General features: G+C 72.8%; 24 protein-coding genes. 6 read left to right on the plus strand and 18 right to left on the minus strand.

Annotated elements, in window-relative coordinates; translation table 11 throughout:
- Nucleotides 1-32: 32 nt before the first annotated feature.
- Nucleotides 33-1,691, minus strand: a complete 1,659-nt coding sequence (locus tag TNCT1_RS31930; RefSeq protein WP_143639103.1) for an alpha/beta fold hydrolase — start codon at nucleotides 1,689-1,691, stop codon at nucleotides 33-35.
- Nucleotides 1,692-1,822: 131 nt separating this feature from the next.
- Here TNCT1_RS31930 and TNCT1_RS31935 point away from each other — a divergent pair, with 131 nt between their 5' ends.
- Complete coding sequence (locus tag TNCT1_RS31935) at nucleotides 1,823-2,095, plus strand: hypothetical protein (RefSeq protein ID WP_143639105.1); 273 nt, start codon at nucleotides 1,823-1,825, stop codon at nucleotides 2,093-2,095.
- Nucleotides 2,096-2,112: 17 nt separating this feature from the next.
- Here TNCT1_RS31935 and TNCT1_RS31940 read toward each other — a convergent pair whose 3' ends face one another.
- From TNCT1_RS31940 to TNCT1_RS31950, 3 genes are all read right to left on the minus strand, one after another.
- Nucleotides 2,113-2,697, minus strand: coding sequence for a hypothetical protein (locus tag TNCT1_RS31940; RefSeq protein WP_143639107.1), 585 nt, complete (start codon nucleotides 2,695-2,697; stop codon nucleotides 2,113-2,115).
- A gap of 2 nt (nucleotides 2,698-2,699) precedes the next feature.
- Nucleotides 2,700-3,620 (minus strand): zinc metalloprotease HtpX, encoded by a 921-nt coding sequence (htpX, locus tag TNCT1_RS31945; protein ID WP_143639109.1) that lies wholly within the window; start codon nucleotides 3,618-3,620, stop codon nucleotides 2,700-2,702.
- 102 nt (nucleotides 3,621-3,722) lie between these two features.
- Nucleotides 3,723-3,980, minus strand: a complete 258-nt coding sequence (locus TNCT1_RS31950) for a hypothetical protein (RefSeq protein WP_143639111.1) — start codon at nucleotides 3,978-3,980, stop codon at nucleotides 3,723-3,725.
- A gap of 275 nt (nucleotides 3,981-4,255) precedes the next feature.
- On the opposite strand from TNCT1_RS31950, the gene TNCT1_RS31955 reads away from it, so the two are divergent.
- On the plus strand, nucleotides 4,256-4,537 hold the full coding sequence (locus TNCT1_RS31955) for a hypothetical protein (RefSeq protein ID WP_143639113.1): 282 nt from the start codon (nucleotides 4,256-4,258) through the stop codon (nucleotides 4,535-4,537).
- Between the two features lie 93 nt (nucleotides 4,538-4,630).
- Here TNCT1_RS31955 and glnA read toward each other — a convergent pair whose 3' ends face one another.
- Nucleotides 4,631-6,040, minus strand: coding sequence for a type I glutamate--ammonia ligase (gene glnA, locus TNCT1_RS31960; protein ID WP_143639115.1), 1,410 nt, complete (start codon nucleotides 6,038-6,040; stop codon nucleotides 4,631-4,633).
- 209 nt (nucleotides 6,041-6,249) lie between these two features.
- On the opposite strand from glnA, the gene TNCT1_RS31965 reads away from it, so the two are divergent.
- Nucleotides 6,250-6,717 carry an RDD family protein gene (locus tag TNCT1_RS31965; RefSeq protein ID WP_143639117.1) on the plus strand — a complete coding sequence of 156 codons (468 nt, stop codon included), beginning with the start codon at nucleotides 6,250-6,252 and terminating at the stop codon, nucleotides 6,715-6,717.
- Between the two features lie 70 nt (nucleotides 6,718-6,787).
- Here TNCT1_RS31965 and TNCT1_RS31970 read toward each other — a convergent pair whose 3' ends face one another.
- The 4 genes from TNCT1_RS31970 to lipB all read right to left on the minus strand — a co-directional run bounded on the left by TNCT1_RS31970 (nucleotide 6,788) and on the right by lipB (nucleotide 9,845).
- Nucleotides 6,788-7,489, minus strand: coding sequence for a DUF4191 domain-containing protein (locus TNCT1_RS31970; protein ID WP_143639120.1), 702 nt, complete (start codon nucleotides 7,487-7,489; stop codon nucleotides 6,788-6,790).
- A gap of 61 nt (nucleotides 7,490-7,550) precedes the next feature.
- Nucleotides 7,551-7,748, minus strand: a complete 198-nt coding sequence (locus tag TNCT1_RS31975; RefSeq protein WP_143639122.1) for a hypothetical protein — start codon at nucleotides 7,746-7,748, stop codon at nucleotides 7,551-7,553.
- A gap of 228 nt (nucleotides 7,749-7,976) precedes the next feature.
- The gene (gene lipA, locus TNCT1_RS31980; RefSeq protein WP_143639124.1) at nucleotides 7,977-8,942 is read right to left on the minus strand and encodes a lipoyl synthase; all 966 of its coding nucleotides are present in this window, start codon (nucleotides 8,940-8,942) and stop codon (nucleotides 7,977-7,979) included.
- 105 nt (nucleotides 8,943-9,047) lie between these two features.
- Nucleotides 9,048-9,845, minus strand: coding sequence for a lipoyl(octanoyl) transferase LipB (gene lipB / locus TNCT1_RS31985; protein ID WP_143639126.1), 798 nt, complete (start codon nucleotides 9,843-9,845; stop codon nucleotides 9,048-9,050).
- A gap of 239 nt (nucleotides 9,846-10,084) precedes the next feature.
- Between lipB and TNCT1_RS31990 the strand changes: the two genes are divergently transcribed.
- Complete coding sequence (locus TNCT1_RS31990; RefSeq protein WP_143639129.1) at nucleotides 10,085-11,551, plus strand: regulator; 1,467 nt, start codon at nucleotides 10,085-10,087, stop codon at nucleotides 11,549-11,551.
- 100 nt (nucleotides 11,552-11,651) lie between these two features.
- Here TNCT1_RS31990 and TNCT1_RS31995 read toward each other — a convergent pair whose 3' ends face one another.
- Both TNCT1_RS31995 and TNCT1_RS32000 read right to left on the minus strand, forming a co-directional pair.
- Nucleotides 11,652-13,016: an NAD(P)/FAD-dependent oxidoreductase gene (locus TNCT1_RS31995; RefSeq protein WP_143639131.1), complete on the minus strand. Its 1,365-nt coding sequence runs from the start codon at nucleotides 13,014-13,016 to the stop codon at nucleotides 11,652-11,654.
- A 215-nt stretch (nucleotides 13,017-13,231) separates the two neighbouring features.
- Complete coding sequence (locus tag TNCT1_RS32000) at nucleotides 13,232-14,125, minus strand: TIGR01777 family oxidoreductase (RefSeq protein ID WP_143639133.1); 894 nt, start codon at nucleotides 14,123-14,125, stop codon at nucleotides 13,232-13,234.
- 56 nt (nucleotides 14,126-14,181) lie between these two features.
- Between TNCT1_RS32000 and TNCT1_RS32005 the strand changes: the two genes are divergently transcribed.
- Entirely contained in the window at nucleotides 14,182-14,664 is a 483-nt protein-coding gene (locus TNCT1_RS32005; protein WP_174266523.1) for a GNAT family N-acetyltransferase, read from the plus strand.
- 53 nt (nucleotides 14,665-14,717) lie between these two features.
- On the opposite strand, the gene TNCT1_RS32010 is transcribed toward TNCT1_RS32005, so the two are convergent.
- Nucleotides 14,718-15,911 (minus strand): MarP family serine protease, encoded by a 1,194-nt coding sequence (locus TNCT1_RS32010; protein WP_143639137.1) that lies wholly within the window; start codon nucleotides 15,909-15,911, stop codon nucleotides 14,718-14,720.
- A gap of 201 nt (nucleotides 15,912-16,112) precedes the next feature.
- On the opposite strand from TNCT1_RS32010, the gene TNCT1_RS32015 reads away from it, so the two are divergent.
- Nucleotides 16,113-16,988: a peptidoglycan recognition protein gene (locus TNCT1_RS32015; RefSeq protein ID WP_143639139.1), complete on the plus strand. Its 876-nt coding sequence runs from the start codon at nucleotides 16,113-16,115 to the stop codon at nucleotides 16,986-16,988.
- Here TNCT1_RS32015 and TNCT1_RS32020 read toward each other — a convergent pair.
- From TNCT1_RS32020 to lpdA, 6 genes are all read right to left on the minus strand, one after another.
- Entirely contained in the window at nucleotides 16,978-17,496 is a 519-nt protein-coding gene (locus TNCT1_RS32020; protein WP_174266527.1) for a DUF4240 domain-containing protein, read from the minus strand. The two genes, TNCT1_RS32015 and TNCT1_RS32020, sit on opposite strands and share 11 nt — an antisense overlap.
- A 56-nt stretch (nucleotides 17,497-17,552) precedes the next feature.
- Nucleotides 17,553-18,539: a YafY family protein gene (locus TNCT1_RS32025; RefSeq protein ID WP_143639144.1), complete on the minus strand. Its 987-nt coding sequence runs from the start codon at nucleotides 18,537-18,539 to the stop codon at nucleotides 17,553-17,555.
- Between the two features lie 96 nt (nucleotides 18,540-18,635).
- A complete protein-coding gene (gene aceE / locus TNCT1_RS32030; RefSeq protein WP_143639146.1) occupies nucleotides 18,636-21,338 on the minus strand; it encodes a pyruvate dehydrogenase (acetyl-transferring), homodimeric type in 2,703 nt (900 codons plus the stop codon).
- A 274-nt stretch (nucleotides 21,339-21,612) separates the two neighbouring features.
- Entirely contained in the window at nucleotides 21,613-22,236 is a 624-nt protein-coding gene (locus tag TNCT1_RS32035; protein ID WP_143639148.1) for a GntR family transcriptional regulator, read from the minus strand.
- A 177-nt stretch (nucleotides 22,237-22,413) separates the two neighbouring features.
- A complete protein-coding gene (sucB, locus tag TNCT1_RS32040) occupies nucleotides 22,414-24,210 on the minus strand; it encodes a 2-oxoglutarate dehydrogenase, E2 component, dihydrolipoamide succinyltransferase (protein WP_143639150.1) in 1,797 nt (598 codons plus the stop codon).
- Nucleotides 24,211-24,272: 62 nt separating this feature from the next.
- Nucleotides 24,273-25,661 (minus strand): dihydrolipoyl dehydrogenase, encoded by a 1,389-nt coding sequence (gene lpdA, locus TNCT1_RS32045; protein WP_174266524.1) that lies wholly within the window; start codon nucleotides 25,659-25,661, stop codon nucleotides 24,273-24,275.
- Nucleotides 25,662-25,892: the final 231 nt, after the last annotated feature.

Here is a 25,892-nt window from a genome sequence, read left to right on the forward strand (position 1 = left end):
ACCACCGACAGCCGGGGGCCGGCGCCCCGGATTCAGCCGTACCGCTCCATCAGCCCGCCCACGTACGCCGTCAGCCGCTCGCCCAGCACCCCGGGCGTCAGGTCCGTGCGCCCCAGCTCGCGCCAGGGTCCGGCCAGCTTCGCCGCGTCGGGGGAGCCGGCCAGCGCGTCGAGCAGCCGCCAGTACAGGTGGTCCGGACCGTCCGCCAGGCCGTGGCCGCCGTGCCGCTCGTACCGGTCCCGAAAGGCCAGCCCGTGCCGGGGGCCGTGCAGCAGGGCCAGTGCCGTGGAGCAGTGGGCGACGTCCAGGTCGGCCGGGCCCCAGGAGGTCTCCACCCAGTCCACCACTCCGCCCACCCGGAGCCCGTCCCCCGTCCCGGTGAACAGCACATTGCCGGGGTGGTAGTCCCGGTGCAGGAACCGCCCGCTGTACGCCGGCGGCTCGCGCCGGATCACGTCGACCGCCCGCTCCCACAGCGCGCCGCCCGGCGTGCGGACCCGCTCCGGCGAGGTCCACGCCTGGTAGGGGCGCGGGCGCTCGGCCGGCTCGACCGCGTGGATGCGGACCAGTTGGGCGGCGAGCAGGTCCAGCCGCCGGTCCAGCGGCTCCCCGTCCTCGTCGTCCACCCGCACCGTGCCGGGCACCCGGGTCATCAACAGGCTGGGGTGGTCGCAGTGCTCGGCGGCGGCGTCGACGGCGACCAGGGCCGGAGCCGGGACGCCCTCCTGCCCGGCGAGCAGACCGAGCACCGCCGCCTCCCGGGTGAGCAGCCCCGGTGCGTGCCGCCGGAAGAACGGTCTCACGAACGTGCGGAGCACCAGCTCATCCCCGTCGTCGAGGGTGAGCTCCCGCATCTGCGCCGACCAGCCACCGGACAGTCGGCGGGAGCCCACGACCTTGCGGTCCCGGGGCAACTGTCCGGCCACCCAGCCGCGGGTCGCCGCCCAGCCTTGTTCCTCGAGCCCCTCCAGCAGCGCGGACACCAGCGCGCGCCGGTCCTCGGGGTGGTCCCGGAACCACAGGCCCAGCCGGTGCCCGGCGTCCGGGAGGTCGAGCCGGGTGTACTGGGCGCGTGCCGACAGCGCGTCCTGTACGGCCTCCGTGACCTCCGGCGGGATCACCGCGTCCGTGCCCGGCACCGCCAGCACCGCCCGTCCCCCGAAGGCGCTCAGCGCCGCCGGCGCCGGGGAGTTCCGCCAGCTCCCGGGTGTGCGGATGATCGTGCTGAACCGCCCGCCGCCGTCGCCGAAGGGCTCCTCCCAGGCCTCCTGCGCGTACACGGCGGGCGCGCACAGGCCCACCGCCGCCACCCGGCGCCCGTAGTGCCGGACCAGATCCGCGACCGTGTGCCCGCTCATGCTGAACCCGACCAGCACCAGCGGATCGTCCGCCGGTGCGTGCGCGTCGATCACCGCGGCAGCCTGCGCGAACCGCCGCCGCAGGCTCGAATCAGCGAGCGCGCCGCTGCTCTCGCCGTGACCGGAGTAGTCGAAGGCCAGGGCGTGCGCGCCGTGGGCGGCGAACTCGGCGAGCAGCGGCAGCAGCCGCTCCTTGCCGCCTTTGCCCGCGCCGTGCAGGAGCACGGCCGTCGCCCGCCCGGGCGGACCGGCGCTCACCCCGCGAACGCGCTCGCCTTCGGACACGCACACGAAGTCGTCGAACTCATCTGTGGGTGAAGGGAGTCGGCTCATGCGGGACATTCACTCACGGCCCCCGGGCCGCGCGGAAAACCAGGTGCGCATCCGGAATCGGACTCCCTACCCTGAACAAACGCCGCGAAGCCGACAACACGTCCCCGCTCACCTCATGGAGGAGGTCCGTCATGCGTGGCATCGTCAGCACCGGGACCGTCGTCCTGGTGATCCTCGGATTCGGCAACCACACCTGGTGGCTCGCCGCCGGCGCGCTGGTGTACCTGTACGCGAGGTACGGCCGGGGCGCACCCGCCACGCCCCCGCCGGGCGGTACGGGCGCCGTGCCCGACTCCTACCGGGCGTACCGCGAGCGCCGTGACCGCCAGGCCAGGTGGGAGCGCCGCTACCGCCGCGAGCGCCCCTTCGAGACCCGGCGCCAGGCGCGCGAGAAGAGCAGGTGAGCCGGGCGCCCCGGTCGTCACAGACCGGGCGCGCCCCACACCGGGAACCACCGGCCGAGATCCGGCTCGATCCGCAGGTCGCTCGCGAGCGCCGCCTTCACCTGGAGCTCCAGGGCGCTGTCCCGGCGCTCGGAGCCGCCGGGCAGCGGGGCGAAGGGGAAGAACGAACCGCGCTTGTACAGATAGACGAGGGCCAGCCTGCGGCCGGCCGGGTCGGTGAAGGCGGCCAGGGAGCACAGGAGCTGGGGGCCGAAGCCGTTGGCCTCGAGGGAGGTGTTCACCGCGTGCAGGTCGTTCACGAGCTGGATCAGCTCGTCGGGGGGCCGGCGGGAGACCAGCCAGGAGTAGCCGTAGTCGTCCCGGCTGAGCTCCACCGGGCTCCCCGCCCGGTCGGCGTCCGCGTCGAGCAGCTCCTGGATCTCGCGGTACGTCTGCTCGAAGGCCGGGCCCTCGACCGTCGCGAAGCACACCGCGCCGACGCCGGCCGGGGTGAACCCGGCCGCCGCCTGCAGGGTGATCGCCGCCGAGGGCAGCGCGAAGAGCTGGTCCAGATCGGGTGCGACCGGTTTCGTACGGCCGAGCAGGATGTCCAGCAGCCCCATCCTCAGCCAGCCTTCCCGGGAGCGGCCGCCTCGCCCAGCTCCGCGGAGATCCGCCCGAGCTGGTCGAGCCGCTGCTGCAGGGTCGGGTGGGTGGAGAAGAACCGCTCGACGCCGGGCTCCCGGCCGGTCGCCGGAGTGAAGTAGAAGGCGTTGAAGGCCTGGGCCGTGCGCAGGTCCTCGGTCGGGATCCGGGCGATGTCCCCGGAGACCTTGGTGAGCGCCGACGCCAGCGCCGAGGGCCGTCCGGTCAGGTGCGCGGCGGCCCGGTCGGCCGCCAGCTCCCGGTACCGGGACAGCGCCCGGATCAGCAGGAAGCTGATCGCGTACACGGCCGCCGAGACGGCCATGACGGCGGCGAAGACGGCGGCGGTGTTCTGGTCCCTGCGGCCGCCGCCGAGGATCTGGGAGTAGAAGGCGAACCGCACGATCAGCCCCGCGATCACCCCGAGGAACGACGCGATGGTGATCACCGCGACGTCCTTGTGCGCCACGTGCGACAGCTCGTGCGCGAGCACGCCCTCCAGCTCGGCGGGCTCCAGACGGCGCAGCAGCCCGGTGGTCACGCAGACCACGGCGTTGTCGGGGTTGCGCCCGGTCGCGAACGCGTTCGGCATGCCCATGTCCGAGACGGCGACCACCGGCTTCGGCATGTCCGCGATCGCGCACAGCCGGTCGACCACGGCGTGCAGTTCGGGATACTCCTCCCGCTCCACGACCCGCCCGCGCATGGCGAACATCGCGATCCGGTCGGAGAACCAGAACTGCGCCACGAACATCGCCCCGACCACCACGACGACCAGCAGCCAGGACTTGAGAAAGACGATCAACGCGGCGACGAAGGCCACGTACAGCAGTCCGAGCAGGAACAGCGTGACCGACATCCGTACGGTCAGCCGCCGATCGCTCCGGAAGCGGCTCTGCATCTTGCACCACCCCACGGTCAGGCACTCGTCCCGTAGTCCAGTGTGCACCCGCGGAAACCGCTGCGGGGGTCCTCGGCGGGCCCGTTCACCCCGGGTGACGGATCAGTACGGCGAGTGGAGCTGCGCGTAGCCGAGCAGGACTATCACCGCGGCCACGCAGCCGAGGACCACGACCGTCGACACCCACGAGGAGCGGCGCGGTGCCGTCCGCTCCGGGTCGGCGCGGAAGGGCGCCGGGTCCGGGGGGTTCTCCTTCCAGCGGGCGGCGAGCATCCGGGCGCGAGCCGAAGGCTCTTTGTGCTCCGCGGAGTTCGCCCACCTGTGATCGAACTCCTTCTCCCACTCGTCCTGTTCGGACATCCCCGTTCAACCTCTCTCGTCGGACAGAGCCAGGGGGTGATGATCCCCCGGGAATATGAGCGCTGGGAAGCGGCAAAGGTTGCCCCAGGATGCTGGGTGACCTGCGCGCGGCTAGCATCGATGGGAGAAGCCGCACTGCGGGGTGCCTCATGGTGACGCCCTGCCACGACCTTCGTGCGGCGCCCCCTACGACCGCGCCGGACTCTCGCTCCGAGGTCGCGGCCATCCGACTCGTGCCCGGAAAGCCGCACGAGGGGTGGAAGGAAGGTGGATCCATGAACGCACATCGCGCGAGGCGTCTCGCCGCAGTGTCCGCCGTCGGCGTCCTGATGGCCGGCGGAGCCGTCGTCGGTACGGCGACCGCCGCGTCGGCGGCCACCCACAGCCAGGTCACGCGGGTCAGCACCGACCGGGGCTGCGGCGGCTGGGGCGGCTGGGGCGGCTGCTACGGCCGCGGCGGCTTCGGCTTCCGTAACGGCTACGGCTTCAACAACGGCTTCGGCTTCTACAACGGCTACGGCTACAACACCCCCGTGGTGGTCGTCGTGGCGGGCTGACGGCCCCACGGCCGAGGGCCGCCGCCCGGAACACGTCCGGGTGGCGGCCCTCGTCACGCAAGTCCCCGGGACCCGCAGGTCCCGGGGCGCCTGTCACACGTCGAAGTACATCTCGAACTCGTGCGGGTGCGGACGCAGCTGCAGCGGCGCGATCTCGTTGGTGCGCTTGTAGTCGATCCACGTCTCGATCAGGTCAGGCGTGAAGACGTCGCCCTGGAGGAGGAACTCGTGGTCGGCCTCGAGGCGGTCGAGGACGGCGCCGAGCGAGGTGGGGACCTGCGCCACGTTGGCGTGCTCCTCCGGAGCCAGCTCGTAGAGGTCCTTGTCGATCGGCTCGGCCGGCTCGATCTTGTTCTTGATGCCGTCCAGGCCCGCGAGCAGCAGCGCGGAGAAGGCCAGGTACGGGTTGCCGGAGGAGTCCGGGGCGCGGAACTCGACGCGCTTGGCCTTCGGGTTCGAGCCGGTGATCGGGATGCGCATCGCGGCGGAGCGGTTGCGCTGCGAGTACACCAGGTTGATCGGCGCCTCGAAGCCCGGCACCAGGCGGTGGTAGGAGTTCACCGTCGGGTTGGTGAAGGCCAGCAGCGACGGGGCGTGCTTGAGGATGCCGCCGATGTAGTAGCGGGCGGTGTCCGACAGGCCCGCGTAACCGGCCTCGTCGTAGAACAGCGGGTCGCCGTTGCTCCACAGCGACTGGTGCACGTGCATGCCCGAGCCGTTGTCACCGAAGATCGGCTTCGGCATGAAGGTCGCGGTCTTGCCGTTCTTCCAGGCCACGTTCTTCACGATGTACTTGAAGAGCATGAGGTCGTCGGCGGCGGCGAGCAGCGTGTTGAACTTGTAGTTGATCTCGGCCTGGCCGGCGGTGCCCACCTCGTGGTGCTGGCGCTCGACCTTCAGGCCGGACCGCTCCAGCTCCAGGGAGATCTCGGCGCGCAGGTCGGCGAAGTGGTCGACCGGCGGGACCGGGAAGTAGCCGCCCTTGTAGCGGACCTTGTAACCGCGGTTGTTCTCCAGGGCGCCGGTGTTCCAGGCGCCCGCCTCGGAGTCGATGTGGTAGAAGGACTCGTTCGCGCCGGTCGCGAAGCGGACGGAGTCGAAGACGTAGAACTCGGCCTCGGGGCCGAAGTACGCGGTGTCCGCGATACCGGTGGAGGCGAGGTAGGCCTCGGCCTTCTTCGCCACGTTGCGCGGGTCACGGGAGTACTGCTCGCCGGTGATCGGGTCGTGGATGAAGAAGTTGATGTTGAGCGTCTTGTCCCGGCGGAACGGGTCGACACGCGCGGTGGACAGGTCGGGACGCAGGGACATGTCCGACTCGTGGATGGCCTGGAAACCGCGGATCGACGACCCGTCGAAGGCCTGCTCGTCGTCGGGGTCGAACGCCTCGGCGGGCAACGTGAAGTGCTGCATGACGCCCGGCAGGTCGCAGAAGCGGACGTCGACGAACTTGACCTCCTCGTCCGCGATGAACTTCTTGGCCTCGTCGGCGTTCTGGAACATCCAGCTCCTCCTACTCCCGACCGTCCCGCCGGGGTGGTAGATCGTTCGTGCGGCCGGTGCGGTGGCACACGCTGCCCTCGACCCTAAGGACGGGTGATTTCTCGGGCGTGACCCGTTTGTTTCGCAGAAGTTAACCGGTCACGCCTCCACCGTAGCTCCGACACACCCCTGTGCGCCCGGCTCCGGACCGGGCACAGTACCGTGGACGGGTGGACAACAGGCAAGCAATGGGGTCGTGGCTCTCCGGGCCGCGCGCGGCGCTGGAAGAAGCCGGCGCCGACTTCGGATACCGGGGCGAGCAGCTCGGTCTGCCCGAGCGGGGCCCGAACTCGATCGCGCGGCCTGGCAGGCGTCTGGGCGCGCTCGCCGTGGACTGGGGTCTGTGCGTCCTGATCGCATACGGTCTGATCACGCACGGCTACAGCCCCGCCACCAGCAACTGGGCGCTGCTCCTGTTCTTCGTGATGAGCGTCCTGACCGTCGGCACGATCGGCTTCAGCCCCGGCAAGCGCCTCTTCGGCATCCGGGTCGTGGCGCTGGAGACCGGCACGGTGAACCCGGCGCGCGCGCTGCTGCGCACGGTTCTGCTCTGCCTGGCGATCCCCGCGCTGATCTGGGACCGCGACGGCCGCGGCCTGCACGACCGGCTCGCGAAGACCGTCGAGGTCCGCCTGTAGCGCCCGGAGCACGACGACGAAGGGGGCGCCCGGACCTGGTCCGGGCGCCCCCTTCGCCGTACGAGGAGTCCTAGCGGGTCTTCGGGCCGCCCCTCGGCATCCGCATGCCCTTCGGCATCGGGCCCTTGGGCAGCGGCATGTTGGTCATCAGGTCGCCGAGGGCGCGCAGCCGGTCGTTGGTGACGGTGACCTGCGGGCCGGTCAGCACGCGCGGGTACTTCAGCAGGGTCGTGCGGAGCTTCTTCAGCTCGACCTGGCCCTCGCCGGTGCCGACGATCACGTCGTGCACGGGGACGTCCGCCACGATGCGGTTCATCTTCTTCTTCTCGGCGGCCAGCAGGCTCTTCACCCGGTTCGGGTTGCCCTCCGCGACCAGCACGATGCCCGCCTTGCCGACCGCCCGGTGCACCACGTCCTGGCTGCGGTTCATCGCCACGGCCGGAGTCGTCGTCCAGCCCCGGCCGATGTTGTCCAGCACGGCCGCTGCGGCGCCCGGCTGGCCCTCCATCTGCCCGAAGGCGGCCCGCTCGGCCCGGCGGCCGAAGACGATCGCCGTGGCCAGGAACCCGAGCAGCAGGCCCAGGACGCCCAGGTAGTACGGGTGGCCGATCAAGAAGCCGATCGCGAGGAAGACACCGAAGGTGCCGATACCGACAGCCGCGAGTACAAGGCCGATCTTCGTGTCGACCTTGCGGGTCATCTTGTACGTGAGGGCGATCTGCTTCAGTCGCCCTGCGTTCGCGGCGTCCGCCGCGTTTTCCTTCCTCGCCATGCCACGAAGTCTACGTGGCCCCGGGAGCGCCCACGACGGCAGTGCCCGCGGGGGAGGAGGTTCAGGAGCGGGCGGCGACCTGTTCGAGCACGCGCTGCGCCTCGACCCGGTCCTTGGCGCGGCGGCGGTCCTCCAGGACGCAGTTCCAGGCGTTGCGGCGGGCGGTGCGCTGCCCACCGCTCATGAGCAGGGACTCGACGGCGCGGAGCGCGTCGGTGACGGACGGGATCGCTGTGGCGCGGACGTGCGCGGCCTGCATGATCGGGCTCCCCCTCGTTACGGGTGGGATACGGGGTGTGATTCCAGGGTCACTGTTCGGTGTTACCAGGGCGTGACCGGCCGGTCAAACGCCAGTGAAGCCTTGATACGGAGCCCCGGAACGACGGCGCGGCCCCGGCAGCGCCCTCATCAGCGAGGACGGCCGGGACCGCGTCGACTCGGCCATTACTGGCCAGTAGTGCCTTGTGCGTGAATTCACACGCTCGGCTCACACCGCCTGTACGGCGATGAAGGAGCCCCGCTTCTCGACGGCCATCTGGTAGAGGCGTCCCGCGCGGTACGACGACCGCACCAGCGGGCCGGACATCACGCCGGAGAAGCCGATCTGCTCGGCCTCCTCCTTCAGCTCCACGAACTCGTGCGGCTTCACCCAGCGCTCAACCGGGTGGTGGCGCACGGAGGGGCGCAGGTACTGGGTGATGGTGACCAGCTCGCAGCCGGCGTCGTGCAGCTGCTTCAGCGCCTCGCTGACCTCCTCGCGGGTCTCGCCCATGCCGAGGATCAGGTTGGACTTGGTGACCAGGCCGAAGTCGCGGGCCTCGGTGATGACCTTCAGGGAGCGCTCGTAGCGGAAGCCGGGGCGGATGCGCTTGAAGATCCGCGGCACCGTCTCCACGTTGTGCGCGAAGACCTCGGGACGGGACTCGAACACCTCGGCGAGCTGCTCGGGGACCGCGTTGAAGTCGGGGGCGAGCAGCTCGACCTTGGTCCGGCCGGCCGCGCGGTCCGCGGTCTGGGCGTGGATCTGGCGGACGGTCTCCGCGTACAGCCAGGCGCCGCCGTCCTCCAGGTCGTCGCGGGCGACGCCGGTGATGGTGGCGTAGTTCAGGTCCATGGTGACCACGGACTCGCCCACGCGGCGCGGCTCGTCCCGGTCGAGGGCCTCGGGCTTGCCGGTGTCGATCTGGCAGAAGTCGCAGCGCCGGGTGCACTGGTCGCCGCCGATGAGGAAGGTGGCCTCGCGGTCCTCCCAGCACTCGTAGATGTTCGGGCAGCCGGCTTCCTGGCAGACCGTGTGCAGGCCCTCGCTCTTCACGAGGTTCTGCATCTTCGTGTACTCGGGACCCATTTTCGCCCGGGTCTTGATCCACTCGGGCTTGCGCTCGATGGGGGTCTGGCTGTTGCGGACCTCCAGGCGCAGCATCTTGCGTCCGTCGGGTGCGACTGCGGACACGACCGGCTCCCTGTGACTTCGATTCCTCGGCGTACACCAGGGTACGCCCGTATTAACTGAGCCCTGCCGCTGAGGCCGACCCCCGGGCCGCAGGGCGTATCCGGATCAGGCGGAGGCCTTCTCCACGGCACGCGGCCTGAGGTCCGCGTTCTGCAGCACGTCACGCAGGTGCCGCTCGACGACCGGCAGGACGTCCTCGACGGTGATGTCCCGGCCCAGCTCGGCGGCGAGCGAGGCGACGCCCGCGTCCCGGATGCCGCAGGGGATGATCCGGTCGAACCACTTGTTGTCCGGGTTCACGTTCAGCGCGAACCCGTGCATCGTGACGCCCTTGGCCACGCGGATGCCGATGGCGGCGATCTTGCGGTCCTCGCGGCGCTGGCCGGCGTTGGAGGGCGCGTACTCGGGGCCGTTGAGCCGGGGGTCGAACTCGTCGTCCGTGAGCCGGGGGTCGAAGTCGAGGGAGAGACCGCCGAGCGCCGGCCGCTGTTCGACCGGGTCGCCGAGCACCCACACCCCGCTGCGGCCCTCGACCCGGGTGGTCTCCAGGCCGAACTCGGCGCAGGTGCGGATCAGGGCCTCCTCGAGGCGGCGCACATGGGCGACGACGTCCACCGGGCGGGGCAGCTTCTGGATCGGGTAGCCCACGAGCTGGCCGGGACCGTGCCAGGTGATCTTGCCGCCGCGGTCCACGTCGATGACCGGGGTGCCGTCCAGCGGGCGCTCGCTGTCCTCGGTGCGGCGGCCCGCCGTGTAGACCGGGGGGTGCTCCAGCAGCAGGACGGTGTCCGGGACCTCGTCGGCGAACCGGGCCGCGTGCACCCGGCGCTGCTCGTCCCACGCCTCCTGGTACTCGACGGCGTCCGCGCCGAACCCCATACGGACGAACCGCAACTCACTCACGGCAAGCGCCTCCCTCAGCGAACCGGTGCCAGGCGCATGGCGCGCCCACGCCACTGTACGACCGTCCGGCATACGTCAGCCCTGAGGGCAATCCTCACACGATCGGATGAATGAACGGGGAACTGTGCGATCGTCTGCTCACTCTCCGCTACATTCGCGCCGTCCACGAGGCCATAAGGGCTGCTCACCGGCAGTCCGGGTACTTCCGCAGTGCCGCAAGGCAGGAGAACGCACCCCAGATGACGGACCGACCCGCGCAGCGCACCCCCAACCGCCAGCTCGCCGCGCTCATCGCAGAAGCGGGGTTCTCCAACGCCGGTCTGGCCCGTCGCGTCGACCAGCTCGGCCTGGAGCACGGACTCGACCTCAGATACGACAAGACCTCCGTCACCCGCTGGCTGCGCGGCCAGCAGCCCCGGGGGACGACGCCCGCGCTGATCGCCGAGGTGTTCACCCGCCGGCTCGGGCGCCGGCTCACGGCCCAGGATCTCGGCCTGGACGCGTGCGCGCCGGTGTACGCCGGGCTCGAGTTCGCGGCCACCCCGGAGGAGGCCGTGGACATCGTCAGCGGGCTGTGGCGCAAGGACTCCGGCAGCCACGCCGAGCTGCGCAGGATCGCCTTCACCCCGGCCGGTCTCGTCGTGCCCAGCCGGGACTGGCTGATCGGCAAGGCCGACGACCGGGTGGCCCGAGACCCGGCGCCCCGGGTGCCCGCCCAGGGCCGCCCGGCCGCCGTCAGGAACCGGCTGGAGGCGGTGACCGCCCCGGCCCGGCCGCGCGGCCAGGCCGAACGGGCGCCCGGCCACCGGGTCACCGGCGGCGACGTCGCCGCTCTGCGCTCGGTCGCCGACCTGTTCCGCACCCTCGACGACGCCTACGGCGGCGGCCACGCCCGGCAGGCGCTCGTGCGCTACCTGGAGCACGAGTGCGAGCCGCTGCTGCGCGGCGCCTACGACGAGCAGACCGGGCGGCGCCTGTTCGGGGCGGCCGCCGACCTCACCCGGCTCGCCGGGTGGACCTCCTACGACATCGCCGCGCACGGGCTCGCCCAGCGCTACTTCGTGCAGGCGCTGCGGCTCGCCCAGGCGTCCGGCGACCGGGCCTACGGCTCCTACGTGCTCGTCACCATGAGCCGCCAGGCCGTCTACCTGGGGCACGGCCGGGAGGCGGTGCAACTGGCCCGGGTGGCGCAGCAGGGCGTCGGGACCGGCGCCCCGCCGGTCGTACAGGCGCTGCTGCACGCCGCCGAGGCCCGCGCCCACGGGGTGCTCGGCGAGGTACGGGCGTGCACCGGCGCGCTGGTGCGGGCCGAACGCGCCCTGGAGGCGGCCCGGCTCGGTGACGAGGTGCCGCACTGGGCCCGGTTCTTCGACGAGGCGCAGCTCGCCGACGAGTTCGGGCACTGCCACCGCGATCTCCAGCAGTTCCGGGCGGCTGCGCAGCACGCCGAGCGCTCCCTGCAGCTGCGCGCCCCCGCCTACGCCCGCAGCCGCCTGTTCTGCCGGGTGGTGCTGGCCAGCGCCCGGCTGGGTCTCGGCGAGCTGGACCAGGCGTGCGCGCTGGCGGCGGAGGCCGCCGGGCAGGCGGCCCAGATGCGGTCCGTGCGCGCCGTCGAGTACGTCAGGGACTTCGAGCGGCGCCTGGAGCCGTACAAGGACGCCGCTCCCGCGCGCGGCTACCGCGAGAAGGTCGCCGCGCTCGGTTAGGGCCTGTCCGACGATTCGCGTCGCGGGCCCGGCGGGCTGGTCGGGCAGGCCCCAGGGCCCCTGCGGCGGACCGGGCCGGGCGGGCCCGGTCCGCGGCGGCTCAGGCGGCTCTCGGCAGGGTGGGCGCGGGTTCGGACCGGTTCACCGACCCCGCGGCCCCGAGGTCCGCGAGGACGGCCGCCGCCGCCCGGTGGGCCGAGTGCAGGGCGCCCTGCACGGTGCTGGTGTCCCGGTGGTCGCCGCAGACGTACAGGCCGGCCAGCAGCCGTACCGGGCGGCGCAGGTCGTGCGGGGGACGCATGGCGGGCACCGCCTCCGGGGTGTGGTGCACGGCCAGCGTCTCCCAGCGCCGCGTCGAGGTGCCGTACAGCCGGGACAGGTGGATGCGCACGGCCGTGTCGATCCCGTCGGGCGGGGCGCCCAGCACGGTCGAGGAGATCAGCACCCGGCCGGCCGGCGCCCGGCACGGGTCGACGTTGCTGAGCACCGCCGTGTGCGCGACCGGTCCGCCGCGATCGGCGTCCAGCAGCAGCGAGGCGCCCGTCGCGAGGGCCGGCGCCGGGTCGTCCGTGGTGTGGTGCACGACCGTCACCGGGTGGAAGTCCGGCACCCTGAGGCCCGGCAGCAGCTCCGCCGCGGCCCGCGCGTCGGTCGCCAGCAGCACCGCGCGGCAGCGGATCTCGCCGTGTTCGGCGGTGGTCACCGAGGTGGTGGAGACCGAGGTGACCCGCACCCCGGTGTGCACGGTGCCGGGCGGCAGCGTCCCGGCCAGCAGCTCGGGCAGCGCCTCGGCGCCGCCCTCCGGCACGCACAGCCGGCCGCTCGCGAAGGCGCGCAGCGCCAGGTCCGCGCACCGGCTGGACGTGGTCAGCTCCGGGTCGCACAGCAGCGCGGCGAGCAGCGGACGCAGGAAGCCCTCGATCGTGCGGGCCGGCACGCCGCGGGCCGCGAGCGCCTGCGCGGCGGGCAGCTCGGGCCGGGACAGCAGGCGTTCGACCGGGGTGGCGGCGATCCGGCCCAGCGCGGTGCCGAGCCGGGCCTGGTCGACGGCGCCGCCGACCGGCGCGCCGGCCCGGCCGGGTGAGGCCGCCGGGCCACGGGGGGCGCTTGCCAGGGCGCGCACCACATGAAGTGCGCCCCTTGCGCTCCCCGCGGCCGCCGGGGCGCCCGCGCGGTGCGTGCGCCCGTCACGATGCAGCAGCACGCCCGGCGCGAACCGGCGCAGGGCGAGCGCGCCGAGCCCCGGGGTCAGGCGGAGTTCGGGGTACGACGTGGACAGCAGCTGTCCGACGCGGTCGAGCCGGAAGCCGTCGACCTTCTCGGTCGACATACGGCCGCCCGCACAAGGGGCGGCCTCCAGGACTGCGGTGGTCACTCCTGCGCTGGTGAGCCGGTGAGCCGCCGAGAGTCCGGCGATCCCGGCTCCCACGACGACGACGTCCACCTGGTACGCGGGCTCAAGCACGAGGCCCCTCCTGTGGTTGCGCGGCCGGTGGAGACGTCATGCCCCCAACAGGCTCCGGGGATACCCGAGTTCGGCTTGAGGTTAGGTCCCCGACCGGTCGGCGGTGGTCCGCGCATCGACAGGGCACGGTCGCACGGCGGTCGCATTCGGTCACAAGAGAACTCAACAGATCACAGGAGGACACAGGAGATGTCGGCGGGAGCCCCGGGAACCGGTCAGGCCGCGCGGATCGCGTCCTCGATGCCCGGGAACGCGAACGTGAACCCCGACTCCAGCAGCCGCTTCGGCAGCACCCGCTGACTGCCCAGGACGTCGCCGGCCATCTCGCCGAGCGCCGCCCGCAGCACCGGCTCCGGCACCGCGAACAGCGTCGGCCGGTGCAGCACCCGGCCCATCGCCTCAGTGACCTCGCGGTTCGTCAGCGGCTGCGGGGCGGTCAGGTTGAACGGCCCGTACGCGCCGTCGTCGTCGATGAGGTGCCGGATCGCGGCGACCTCGTCGTGCAGCGCGATGTACGACCAGTACTGCCGTCCGCTGCCCAGGCGTCCCCCGAGCCCCGCCTTGAACAGCGGGAACAGCCGCCCCCAGGCTCCGCCGCCGCGCGCGACCACCAGACCCGTGCGCAGGAACACCGTGCGCACCCCCGCCTCCTGCACGGGCGCCGCCGCCTCCTCCCACTCCACGCACAGCGAGGGCAGGAACCCGTCCCCGGGCGGCGCGTCCTCGTCCACCGCGCGGTCGCCGGTGTCGCCGTAGATGCCCATCGCGCTGCCGCTCACATAGACCCGCGGCGGGGTGTCCAGCGAGGCCACCGCCTCCGCCAGGGCGGCCGTGCCGAGCACCCGGCTGTCCCGGATCAGCCGCTTGTACTCCGGGGTCCAGCGCCGGTCGCCGATCCCCGCCCCAGCGAGATTGACCACGGCGTCGCAGCCGGCCAGTCCCGCCGCGTCCACCTGCTGCCGCTCGGGGTCCCAGCGGACCTCGTCCTTGCCCCGGGGCGCACGCCGCACCAGGCGCACCACCTCGTGCCCGTCGGCGGTCAGGGACCGCACCAGGGCGCTGCCGATGAGACCGGACGCACCGGCCACCGCGATTCGCGAACGTTCCATGCGCCCATCCTTCCCCGCCGGAGCCCTCCTTCTCCGGCCTGCTTAAGGTGATCTCCATGCCGTCCATACGCATCGCCCGGCCCGCCGACGAGGAGGAGCTGGCCCTCCTCGACCGGGCCGCCTGGTCACCGCTGCACGCCGTACTGCCCGCGCCGCGCCCGCCGTACCCGCCCTTCTTCGACGAGCGCCACCAGCCGGAGGACTACCTCGTCGCCGAACTGGACGGGCGCCTCGCCGGCTACATCCGCCTCGTCCTGCCCACCGCGCTGCCCGCCAACGCGCACGTCCGCCAGATCCAGGGCCTGGTCGTCTCCGACGCGGCCCGGGGCAGGGGCGTCGGCGGCGCGCTGGTCCGGGCCGCCGTCGAGGAGGCGCGGGCGCGCGGCGCGCGGCGCCTCACCCTGCGCGTGCTCGGGCACAACACCCCCGCCCGGCGGCTCTACGAGTCCCAGGGCTTCGCGGTCGAGGGCGTGCTGCCCGGGGAGTGGCTGATCGAGGGCGCGTTCGTCGACGACGTGCTCATGGGACGCGCCCTCTAGGGCCCGGTCCCCGCGGCGCCACGAGCGGTGCGGGAGCCGGCGCGGCCCGCGCGCTACGACGTGACGAGGTGGCCGGTGCCGACCGGCGCCGTCGCCGTCGCCGCGCGCGCGGCGTCGCCCGCCACCTCGTCCGCCGTCAGCGCGTACCCCGTCTCGGCGTCCGAGGTGGACCGCGCGAAGACCACGCCGAACACCCGGCCGTCGGCCGACAGCAGCGGGCCGCCGGAGTTGCCCGGCCGGACCGTGGAGCGGATCGAGTAGATCTCCCGGGTGACCGTGCCCGTGCCGTAGATGTTCTGGCCCCGCGCCAGCACCCGGTTCGCCACCGTGGCCGCCTGCAGGTCCAGGCCGCCGTCCTGCGGATAGCCGGCGACCACGGCCGGGTCGCCGCGCACCGCGCCGTGGTCGAACCGCAGCACCGGGGCACGCAGCCGCGGCACGTACAGCACCGCCAGGTCGCGGTCCGGGTCGAACAGCACCACACGCGCCAGGTAGGCCGGCCCCACCCCGCCCACCCGGACGCTCGGGTGGTCGATGCCCGCCACCACGTGCGCGTTGGTCATCACGTGCCGCGCCGCGTACACGAAGCCGCTGCCCTCCCGGCCCTCGGCGCCGGCCGCGCCCTCGATCTTCACCGAGCTGCGCCTGGCCGCGTTCGCCGCCGCCGACGTGACGCTGTCGCCGGTGGGCGGGGCGACCCGGGCCGTCGACTCGTTCTCGAACGGGTTGAAGACCTGCGGGAAGCCCGCCTCGGTCAGCGCGGAGGTGGCCCGGGAGAACCACGCCGGGGTGGTGTCCGGCATCGTCCGCTGCACCGCGCCCAGCACCGCCGAGTCGCGGATCGCGGTCGTCACGGTCTGCGAGGAGGAGGCACCCAGCACGCTCGCCGCGACCCAGGCCACGATCAGCACGGCGACCGAGTTGGCCGCCGCGCCCCCGAGCCCGTCCGCCGCCCGCAGCGGTCCCCGGCCCTCCCGGTCCAGCTCGCGCCGCAGCCGCAGCGCCGGCCGGCCCGCCAGCTCGTGCCCCACCACGCCCGGCACCAGGACGGTCAGCACCGCCAGCACGGTCGCCGTCGCCGAGCCGCGCGCCGCGAGCCCGGTCACCCAGGGCAGCACCCACACCCCGACCGCCGCACCGCCCACGAACCCGGCCAGGGACAGGCAGCCGGCCAGCAGACCGCGCCGGTAACCGGACGCCGCGTAGACGACGACCACCAGCGCGAGCACCAGGTCGAGCAGGTCCACGGAGCCGCCTTTCTCTCGGACCCCCTGAGATACGGGCCGGGCGGCCCCGGCGACCGGTCACGCGCGGGTGAGCGGCCATCCGGACCGCGAACCGGTCACGTTGTGCGTATATCCCCAGAAACGGCCTGGACAAGGACGATGGTTCCACCAGGTGGCACACCCCACATCGCGAGCACGGCGGAGCGAGCCGACAGTGGGACCATGCGCCTCCCGCGAAGGGCGCCGGGAACACGTGGACGGCGGACCGCCCGCGTCCCCGGCGCCGTACCCGTGCTGCTCGGCTGCCTGCCCGGCCTGCTGGCCGTCCTGGCGCTGGCCCTGTGCGCCCGGGCCGTGGAGGGCGCCGTCCCGCTCCGCCCGCCCCGGCCCGGCGCGGACCCGGAGATCCCGGCCCACCAAGCCCCCCGGCCGCGCATCCTGCCCCGCTCCGCCTGGCTGGACGCGGCCACCGCCCCGCGCAGCCAGCCGCCCCCGCGCTACGACGACAAGGTGGTCGCCGTCTTCGTCCACCACACCGCCTCGCCCAACCGGTACGACTGCGCCGACGCGCCCCGCATCATCCGCGGCCTGTACGCCGGGCAGACCGGCGACCGCCGCTGGGACGACATCGGCTACAACTTCCTCGTCGACCGCTGCGGCACCATCTACGAGGGCCGCGCCGGAGGAGTGGACCGGCCGGTCACCGGCGCCCACACCCAGGGCTTCAACCACCGCACCGCCGGTGTCGCCGCCCTCGGCAACTTCACCGGGGACGAGCCCGTGCCGCGGGCCATGACCGACGCGATCGCCGCCCTCGCCGCCTGGAAGCTCGGCCTCGCCGGCGTCGACCCGCGCGCCCGGGCCCGGCTGGTCTCCAGCAACGGGCACAGCCGCTTCAAGGCCGGCACCGGCGCCACCCTGCCCGCGGTGGCCGGCCATGACGAGGGCTTCATGACGAACTGCCCCGGCGCCGCCCTGACCGCCCGGCTGCCGGAGATCAGGCGGACGGCGGCCCGGCTCCAGGGCCGGCCGCCCGCGGACGGCGCCCGCAGGCGCACGGGCCCCGTGCCGTCCGCATCCGGTACGGCTACTCCTTGAAGCGCTCCCACAGGCGGGGATAGCGCTCGGCGAGCACCCGCTCGTTCTCGAACGCGATCGGGGGGCCCTCCGGCTCGGCCGGCGCCGGGGCGATGCCGAGGTCAGGGGCGACGGTGCCGGTGAGCTGCTCGTAGGCCTCGTCCGCCGCGTAGCCCAGCTCCTCGCCGTCGCCGTCGATCTCCTCGTCGAAGTCCCCGAGCAGGTCGGCCAGGGAGTCCGGGTCGTGCAGGGCGCCCTCGAAGACCTCCCGGCCCTGGCCGATCAGCCAGCAGCGGAAGTAGTCGAACGCGTCGTCGCTCGCCCCGTCCAGCAGGACCCAGGCGGCGCCCCACAGATCCCAGTGGTAGGCCCGGTTGTAGCGGGCCTCGAAGTGACGGGCGAAGTCCAGGACCAGCTCCGGGTCGAACTGGAGCAGCCGTTCCACGAGCAGGTCGGCCTGCTCCTCGGGGTCGCCCTCGGCCGCCTCCCGGGTCGCGTCGATCAGCTCCCAGAACTCCGTCTCGTCCATCACGCCACCAGCATCGGGCCTGCGCCGGTGGGGCGCACGCGGAGTGCGGCGGATCGTTATCCACCGTCCACGCGCCCGTAGTGCGCGGCGAGCCGGGCCGCGTCCGCCGCGAACCGCTCCCGCAGGCCCGCCGGCGCCAGCACCTCCACCTCCGGACCCAGCGCCGTCAGCTGCCCGTGCGCGACGTCCTCCGACTCCACCGGCACGGTCACCGTCACCCACCCCTCGCCGTCCGGCTCGCCCGCGCTCGCGAGCGCCTCGCGCGCGGCGAGCGGGTCCACGGCGTACGGCAGCCTGCGCGCGCCCCGCGGGGACAGCCGCACGACGGCCTCGGCGCGCAGGAGCGACCGGGCGAACCGCTCCGCCTGCCCGGCCCAGAACGCGGCGAGATCGAAGTCCGTGACCCGCTCGAAGCGCTCCTCCAGGGCGTCGACCGCGTGGAACCGGTCGATCCGGTACGTTCGGAACGCGCCGCCGTCCGCCACCCGCGCGCACAGATACCAGACGCCGGCCTTCAGCACGAGCCCGTACGGCTCCAGGTCCCGCTCCACCGACTGCTCCCCGCGCCGGTACACGGCGCCGATCCGCCGGTCGGCCCACACCGCCTCGGCGACCACCGGCAGTAGCCCGGGCGTCTCCGGCTCGCGGAACCAGGCGGGCGCGTCCAGGTGGAAGCGCCGGGCGGCGCTGTCCGGGGCGTCCCGCAGGGAGGGCAGCAGCGCGGCGGACACCTTCAGCCGGGCGGCGCCGGCGGCGTCCTGCAGGCCCATCTCCCGCAGCGCCCCCGGTACCCCGCTCAGGAACAGCGCCTCGGCCTCGGTGCGCGCCAGCCCCGTCAGCCGCGTCCGGTAGCCGCCGATCAGCCGGTAGCCGCCGGCCCGCCCCCGGTCCGCGTACACCGGCACGCCCGCCTCGGACAGCGCCTGCGCGTCCCGGGTGACCGTCCGCTCCGACACCTCCAGCTCCCGCGCCAGTTCGGCGGCGGTCATGGACGGCCGGGACTGCAGGAGGAGCACCATCTTGATGAGGCGGGCGGCGCGCATGGGTTCATGATGCCGGGGCCCACTGACACGACGAGGGGCACGGCGGTCGCCGTGCCCCTCGTCAGGACTTGTCAGGACTCCGTGGGAGCCCGGTGCCTACAGCCCGTACTTCTCCCGGGCCTCCTTCACCGCGGTCGCCTTGACCTCGCCGCGCCTGGCGAGCTGGGCGAGCGCCGCGACGACGATCGACGGGGCGTCGACGCCGAAGTGGCGGCGGGCCGCCTCACGGGTGTCGGAGAGGCCGAAGCCGTCCGCGCCCAGCGAGGACCAGTCCTGCTCTACCCACTGCGCGATCTGGTCCGGGACCTGGCGCATGTAGTCGGAGACGGCCAGCACCGGGCCCTCGGCGCCCTGCAGCGCCTGCCGTACGTACGGCACCCGCTCCTCGCCGCGCAGCAGGGCCGCGTCGGCCTCGAGCGCGTCGCGGCGCAGCTCGCCCCAGGAGGTCGCGGACCACACGTCGGCGGCCACGCCCCAGTCCTCGGCCAGCAGCCTCTGCGCCTCCAGGGTCCAGTGGATCGCCGTGCCCGAGCCGAGGAGCTGGATGCGCGGGGCGTTGGCCGGGGCGGTCACGCCCGCCGTCTCCGCCGTGTTGAAGCGGTACAGGCCCTTGACGATGCCCTCGTCGACGCCGGGCGCGGCCGGCTTGGCCGGCTGGGGCAGCGGCTCGTTGTAGACGGTGAGGTAGTAGAAGACGTTCTGGTCCTCACCCGGCTTGGCCTCGCCGTACATCCGGCGCAGACCCTCGCGGACGATCACCGCGATCTCGTAGGCGAAGGCCGGGTCGTAGCTGAGCGCGGCCGGGTTGGTGGCCGCGATCACCGGGGAGTGGCCGTCGGCGTGCTGCAGGCCCTCGCCGGTCAGCGTGGTGCGGCCCGCCGTGGCCCCGACCAGGAAGCCGCGGCCGAGCTGGTCGCCGAGCTGCCACATCTGGTCGGCGGTGCGCTGCCAGCCGAACATCGAGTAGAAGATGTAGAACGGGATCATCGCCTCGCCGTGCGTCGCGTACGCGGTGGACGCGGCGATGAAGTCGGCCATCGAACCGGCCTCGGTGATCCCCTCGTTGAGGATCTGGCCGTTCTTGGCCTCCTTGTAGTACATCAGCTGGTCGCGGTCGACCGGCTCGTACGTCTGGCCCTTGGGGGAGTAGATGCCCAGGGACGGGAACAGCGACTCCATGCCGAAGGTGCGCGCCTCGTCCGGGACGATCGGCACCCAGCGCTTGCCGGTCTCCTTGTCGCGGACCAGGTCCTTGACCAGACGGACGAACGCCATGGTGGTGGCGACGTTCTGGGAGCCGGAGCCCTTGTCGAAGGCGGCGAACGCCTTGTCGGCGGGGGCGGGCAGCGGGGCCAGCGGGTGGACGCGGCGGGCCGGGGCGGGACCGCCGAGGGCCGCGCGGCGCTCCTGGAGGTAGCGGACCTCGGGGGAGTCGGCGCCCGGGTGGCCGTAGGGGACCACGCCGTCGGTGAAGTCGCTGTCCTTGATCGGCAGCTCGAGCAGGTCGCGCATCGCCTTGAACTCGTCCACCGACAGCTTCTTCATCTGGTGGTTGGCGTTCTTCGAGGCGAAGCCCTCGCCGAGGGTGTGGCCCTTGACCGTCTGGGCCAGGATCACGGTCGGCGCGCCCTTGTGCTCGACGGCCGCCTTGTACGCGGCGTAGACCTTGCGGGCCTCGTGACCGCCGCGCGAGAGGTGGAAGCACTCGAGGATCTTGTCGTCGCTCAGCAGCTTCGCCATCTCGGCCAGCGCCGGGTCGGCGCCGAAGAAGTCCTGGCGGATGTAGGCGGCGTCGCGGGTCTGGTACGTCTGGACCTGCGCGTCCGGCACCTGGCGCAGCCGGCGTACCAGCGCCCCGGTGGTGTCGAGGGCGAACAGCTCGTCCCAGGCCGAGCCCCACAGCGTCTTCACGACGTTCCAGCCGGCGCCGCGGAACTGGGCCTCCAGCTCCTGCACGATCTTGAAGTTGGCGCGGACCGGGCCGTCGAGGCGCTGCAGGTTGCAGTTGATGACGAAGGTGAGGTTGTCCAGTTCCTCGCGGGCGGCCAGCGCGAGCGCGGCCGTCGACTCGGGCTCGTCCATCTCGCCGTCGCCCAGGAAGGCCCAGACGTGGGAGGCGGAGACGTCCTTGACGCCGCGGTTGGTGAGGTACCGGTTGAAGCGCGCCTGGTAGATCGCGGAGAGCGGGCCGAGGCCCATCGACACCGTCGGGAACTCCCACAGCCAGGGCAGCCGGCGCGGGTGCGGGTAGGAGGGCAGGCCGTTGCCGCCGGCCTCCTGGCGGAAGTTGTCCAGGTGCGCCTCGTCCAGCCGGCCGTCGAGGAAGGCGCGGGCGTAGATGCCGGGGGAGGCGTGGCCCTGGATGTAGAGCTGGTCGCCGGAGCCGTCCTGCTCCTTGCCCCGGAAGAAGTGGTTGAAGCCGGTCTCGTAGAGCCAGGCCGCGGAGGCGAAGGTGGCGATGTGGCCGCCGACGCCGTGCTTCGCGCCGCGGGTCACCATGGCGGCCGCGTTCCAGCGGTTCCAGGCGGTGATCCGGGCCTCCATCTCCGGGTCGCCGGGCAGGGCCGGCTCGGCGGAGGTGGGGATGGTGTTGACGTAGTCCGTCTCGAGGAGCTTCGGCAGCGCGACGCCGCCCGCCTCGGCACGCTCCAGCGTGCGCCGCATCAGGTACGCGGCGCGGTGCGGCCCGGCCTCCCTTGCCACGGCGTCCAGGGAGGCCTGCCATTCGGCGGTCTCCTCCGGGTCGCGGTCCGGGAGCTGGTCGAGCGCGCTCGGCTGGATGGCGTTGGGGTCGGTCATGTCGCCGCCTTCCTCAGTCGAAGGGGGTTCCCTCATCGTTAAGGGTTCGGGGTTGCCCTTGGTCTTTGGCAGGACAGGGCAGACGGACCTCGGTGGAGGTCCGCCCTGGACTCTAACTCCGTGATCGATGATCGATCAAAGGGGTGAAGGGGAAAACTTCTCGATATCGAGAAAGTCGGCACCGGGTGCCTCGGGCAAGGGCACCGAGTGTCGGGATCGGCAGGGGGTTTTCGCAGGTGGGGCGGCGTTTTGAGCGGGGGTGCGCTCTCCTGCGTCAGGCGCGCGGGGCGCAGCCCAGGACGTGGGCCTTCACCAGCTCGGGGATCCGGGGATCGCGGCGCTTGAACGCCTGCACCAGCTCCTCGTGCTCCTCGGCGTAGCTCTGCTGGACCGTGCCCAGCCAGCGGATCGACAGCGCCGTGAACACCTCGATGCCCAGGCCCTCCCAGGTGTGCAGCAGCACCGAGTTGTCCGCCGCGCGCACCAGCTCCCGGTGGAAGCCGACCGTGTGGCGCACCTGGGCGGTGCCGTCGGCCGTGCGGTCCGCCTCGTACAGGGCGGTGACGTGCGGTTCGAGGGCCGAGCAGTCCTCGGCGAGGCGGTCGGCGGCCAGCTCGGCCGCGATGGCCTCGAGACCGGCCCGGACCGGGTAGCTCTCCTCCAGGTCGGCGGCGGTGAGGTTGCGGACCCTGACGCCCTTGTTGGGCGCCGACTCGATCAGGCGGAGGGACTCCAGCTCGCGCAGCGCCTCGCGCACCGGCGTCTGGCTGACCTCCAGCTCGGTCGCGATCCGCCGCTCCACGATGCGCTCGCCCGGCTGCCAGCGACCGCTCACGATCCCCTCCACGATGTGCTCGCGGATCTGTTCGCGCAGCGAGTGGACGACGGGCGCGGTCATGGGGGCTCCTCCCAGGGGCTGACGTTTAGACAATACGGCGGGCGCGCGCCGCGCAGAGGGCGCGCGGGGGTGCTTTGACGCAGGTGAGACGAGGCTTACACGGTGCGCACCCCGACAAACGCGAACACCCCGCCCGGATCGCTCCGGACGGGGTGCCGCACTGCCTGATCTGGGACGTCAGAGGCCGAGCTCGACCTCGAACTCGCCCGCCTCCAGGATCGCCTTGACCGCCGTCAGGTAGCGGGCGGCGTCGGCGCCGTCCACCAGGCGGTGGTCGTAGGAGAGGGTCAGGTAGGTCATGTCGCGGACGCCGATGACCGTGCCCTCCTCGGTCTCGATGACGGCCGGACGCTTGACCGTGGCACCGATGCCGAGGATCGCGACCTGGTTCGGCGGCACGATGATCGTGTCGAACAGCGCGCCGCGCGAGCCGGTGTTGCTGATGGTGAAGGTCGCGCCGGACAGCTCGTCCGGGGTGATCTTGTTGGCGCGGACCTTGCCCGCCAGGTCGGCCGTGGCCTTGGCGATGCCCGCGATGTTCAGGTCGCCGGCGCCCTTGATGACCGGGGTCATCAGGCCCTTCTCGGAGTCCACCGCGATCCCGATGTTCTCGGAGTCGAAGTAGGTGATGGTGCCCTCGGCCTCGTTGATCCGGGCGTTGATGACCGGGTGGGCCTTCAGCGCCTGGGCGGCGGCCTTGACGAAGAACGGCATCGGGGAGAGCTTGACGCCCTCACGGGCGGCGAAGGAGTCCTTCGCCCTGCCGCGCAGCTTCATCAGACGGGTGACGTCCACCTCGACGACCGAGGAGAGCTGGGCCTGCTCGTGCAGGGCCTTGACCATGTTGTCGCCGATGACCTTGCGGATGCGGGGCATCTTGACGGTCTGGCCGCGCAGCGGGGAGACCTCGAGCGCCGGGGCCTTCTTCGCGGCGGCCGGGGCGGCGGCGGGAGCCGGCGCGGCGGCGGCCTTCGCGGCCTCGGCGGCGGCGAGGACGTCCTGCTTGCGGATGCGGCCGCCGACGCCGGTGCCCTTGACGGCGGCCAGGTCGACGCCGTTCTCGGCGGCGAGCTTGCGCACCAGCGGGGTGACGTACGCGCCCTCGTCGGTCGCCTGGGTGGCGGTCGGCGAGGTGGGCGCGGCCGCCGGGGTGACCGGAGCCGGGGCCGGGGCGGCCGGGGCGGGAGCCGGAGCGGCGGGCTGGGCCGGAGCCGCGGGCTGGGCCGGGGCCGGAGCAGCGGCGGGAGCCGGAGCCGGGGCGGCGGGAGCGGCCGGAGCCGGGGCCGGGGCGGCCGGGGCAGCGGCGGGCGCCGGGGCGGCCGGAGCCGGAGCGGCGGCCGGGGCGGCGCCCGGAGCGCCGATGACGGCGAGCTTGGCGCCGACCTCGGCGGTCTCGTCCTCGTTCACCACGATCTCGAGCAGCACGCCGGAGGCGGGCGCCGGGATCTCGGTGTCGACCTTGTCCGTGGAGACCTCGAGCAGCGGCTCGTCGGCCTCGACGGAGTCGCCGACCGACTTCAGCCAGCGGGTGACGGTGCCCTCGGTGACGGACTCGCCGAGCGCGGGCAGGACCACGTCGGTGCCCTCGGCGGAACCGCCGCCGGAGGCCGCCTCGGCGGTCGGGGCCGGGGCGGGAGCCGCCTGCTCGGTGGACGGGGCGGCCTGCGGAGCGGGCTCGGGCTCGGCGGCCGGAGCGGGCTCGGCGGCCGGGGCCGGGGCGGCCGCGGGGGCGCCGGAGCCGTCGTCGATGACGGCCAGCTCGGCGCCGACCTCCACGGTCTCGTCCTCGGCGACCTTGATGGAGGCCAGCACGCCGGCGGCGGGGGAGGGGATCTCGGTGTCGACCTTGTCGGTCGAGACCTCGAGCAGCGGCTCGTCGGCCTCGACACGCTCGCCCTCGGCCTTCAGCCAGCGGGTGACAGTGCCCTCGGTGACGCTCTCACCGAGCGCCGGAAGGGTTACGGAAACCGCCATGGTTTCGGTTGCTCCTTACGAATTGCGGAAAGTCTGTGTCGTCGCGCCCGTTGACCGAAGGGTCAGTCGTGGGAGTGCAGCGGCTTGCCGGCCAGCGCCAGGTGCGCCTCGCCGAGAGCCTCGTTCTGCGTCGGGTGGGCGTGGATGAGCTGGGCGACCTCGGCCGGCAGCGCCTCCCAGTTGTAGATCAGCTGGGCCTCGCCGACCTGCTCACCCATGCGGTCGCCGACCATGTGGACGCCGACCACGGCACCGTCCTTCACCTGGACGAGCTTGATCTCGCCCGCGGTGTTGAGGATCTTGCTCTTTCCGTTGCCCGCCAGGTTGTACTTCAGAGCGACGACCTTGTCCGCGCCGTAGATCTCCTTGGCCTTGGCCTCGGTGATGCCGACGGAGGCGACCTCCGGGTGGCAGTACGTCACCCGCGGGACACCGTCGTAGTCGATCGGGACGGTCTTCAGACCGGCCAGACGCTCCGCCACCAGGATGCCCTCGGCGAAGCCGACGTGCGCGAGCTGGAGCGTCGGGACCAGGTCACCGACGGCGGAGATGGTCGGGACGTTGGTGCGCATGTACTCGTCGACCAGGACGTAGCCGCGGTCCATGGCGACACCCTGCTCCTCGTAGCCGAGGCCCTGGGAGACCGGGCCGCGGCCGACGGCGACGAGCAGGACCTCGGCCTCGAACTCCTTGCCGTCGGCGAGGGTGACCTTCACGCCGTCCTGGGTGTACTCGGCCTTCTGGAAGAAGGTGCCCAGGTTGAACTTGATGCCGCGCTTGCGGAACGCGCGCTCGAGCAGCTTGGAGCTGTTCTCGTCCTCCACCGGGACGAGGTGCTTCAGGCCCTCGACGACCGTGACGTCGGCGCCGAAGGACTTCCACGCCGAGGCGAACTCGACGCCGATGACACCGCCGCCCAGGATGATCGCGGACTTCGGCACGCGGTCCAGGACGAGGGCGTGGTCGGAGGAGATGATCCGGTCGCCGTCGATCTCCAGGCCCGGCAGCGACTTCGGCACGGAGCCGGTCGCCAGCAGGACGTGACGGCCCTGGATCCGCTGACCGTTCACGTCGACGGAGGTGGGGGAGGACAGCCGGCCCTCACCCTCGATGTACGTCACCTTGCGGGAGGCGACGAGACCCTGCAGGCCCTTGTACAGGCCGGAGATGACACCGTCCTTGTACTTGTGGACGCCGGCGATGTCGATGCCCTCGAAAGTGGCCTTGACGCCGAACTGCGCGCTCTCGCGGGCCTGGTCGGCGACCTCGCCCGCGTGCAGCAGGGCCTTGGTGGGGATGCAACCCCGGTGCAGGCAGGTGCCGCCGACCTTGTCCTTCTCGATCAGGGCGACGTCCAGGCCCAGCTGCGCCCCGCGCAGGGCCGCGGCGTAACCACCGCTACCACCGCCGAGGATCACTAGGTCGAAAACGGTGCTGGCGTCGTTCGCCACGTCACGTCCTCCATGCATGTGCGCCTTGCGCCGATCTCCGATGACCGGCGGGCGGCTGGTGTCCGGCCGCTTGATGCTTCGGCCCTTCGGTGGGGGCCCTGTCCTGCCGGGCTCCATCTTTGCACTTGTTCGAGGCGGACGAGACGCGGGGCCTGAGTGTGAGACACCCCACGTACCCCCGCAAACGCGGACGCGGGGACCGCGTGAACGGTCCCCGCGCTCCCGGGTCCG

Origin of the sequence: Streptomyces sp. 1-11, assembly GCF_007176755.1 — a bacterium.
In the GTDB taxonomy this organism is placed as follows: domain Bacteria; phylum Actinomycetota; class Actinomycetes; order Streptomycetales; family Streptomycetaceae; genus Streptomyces.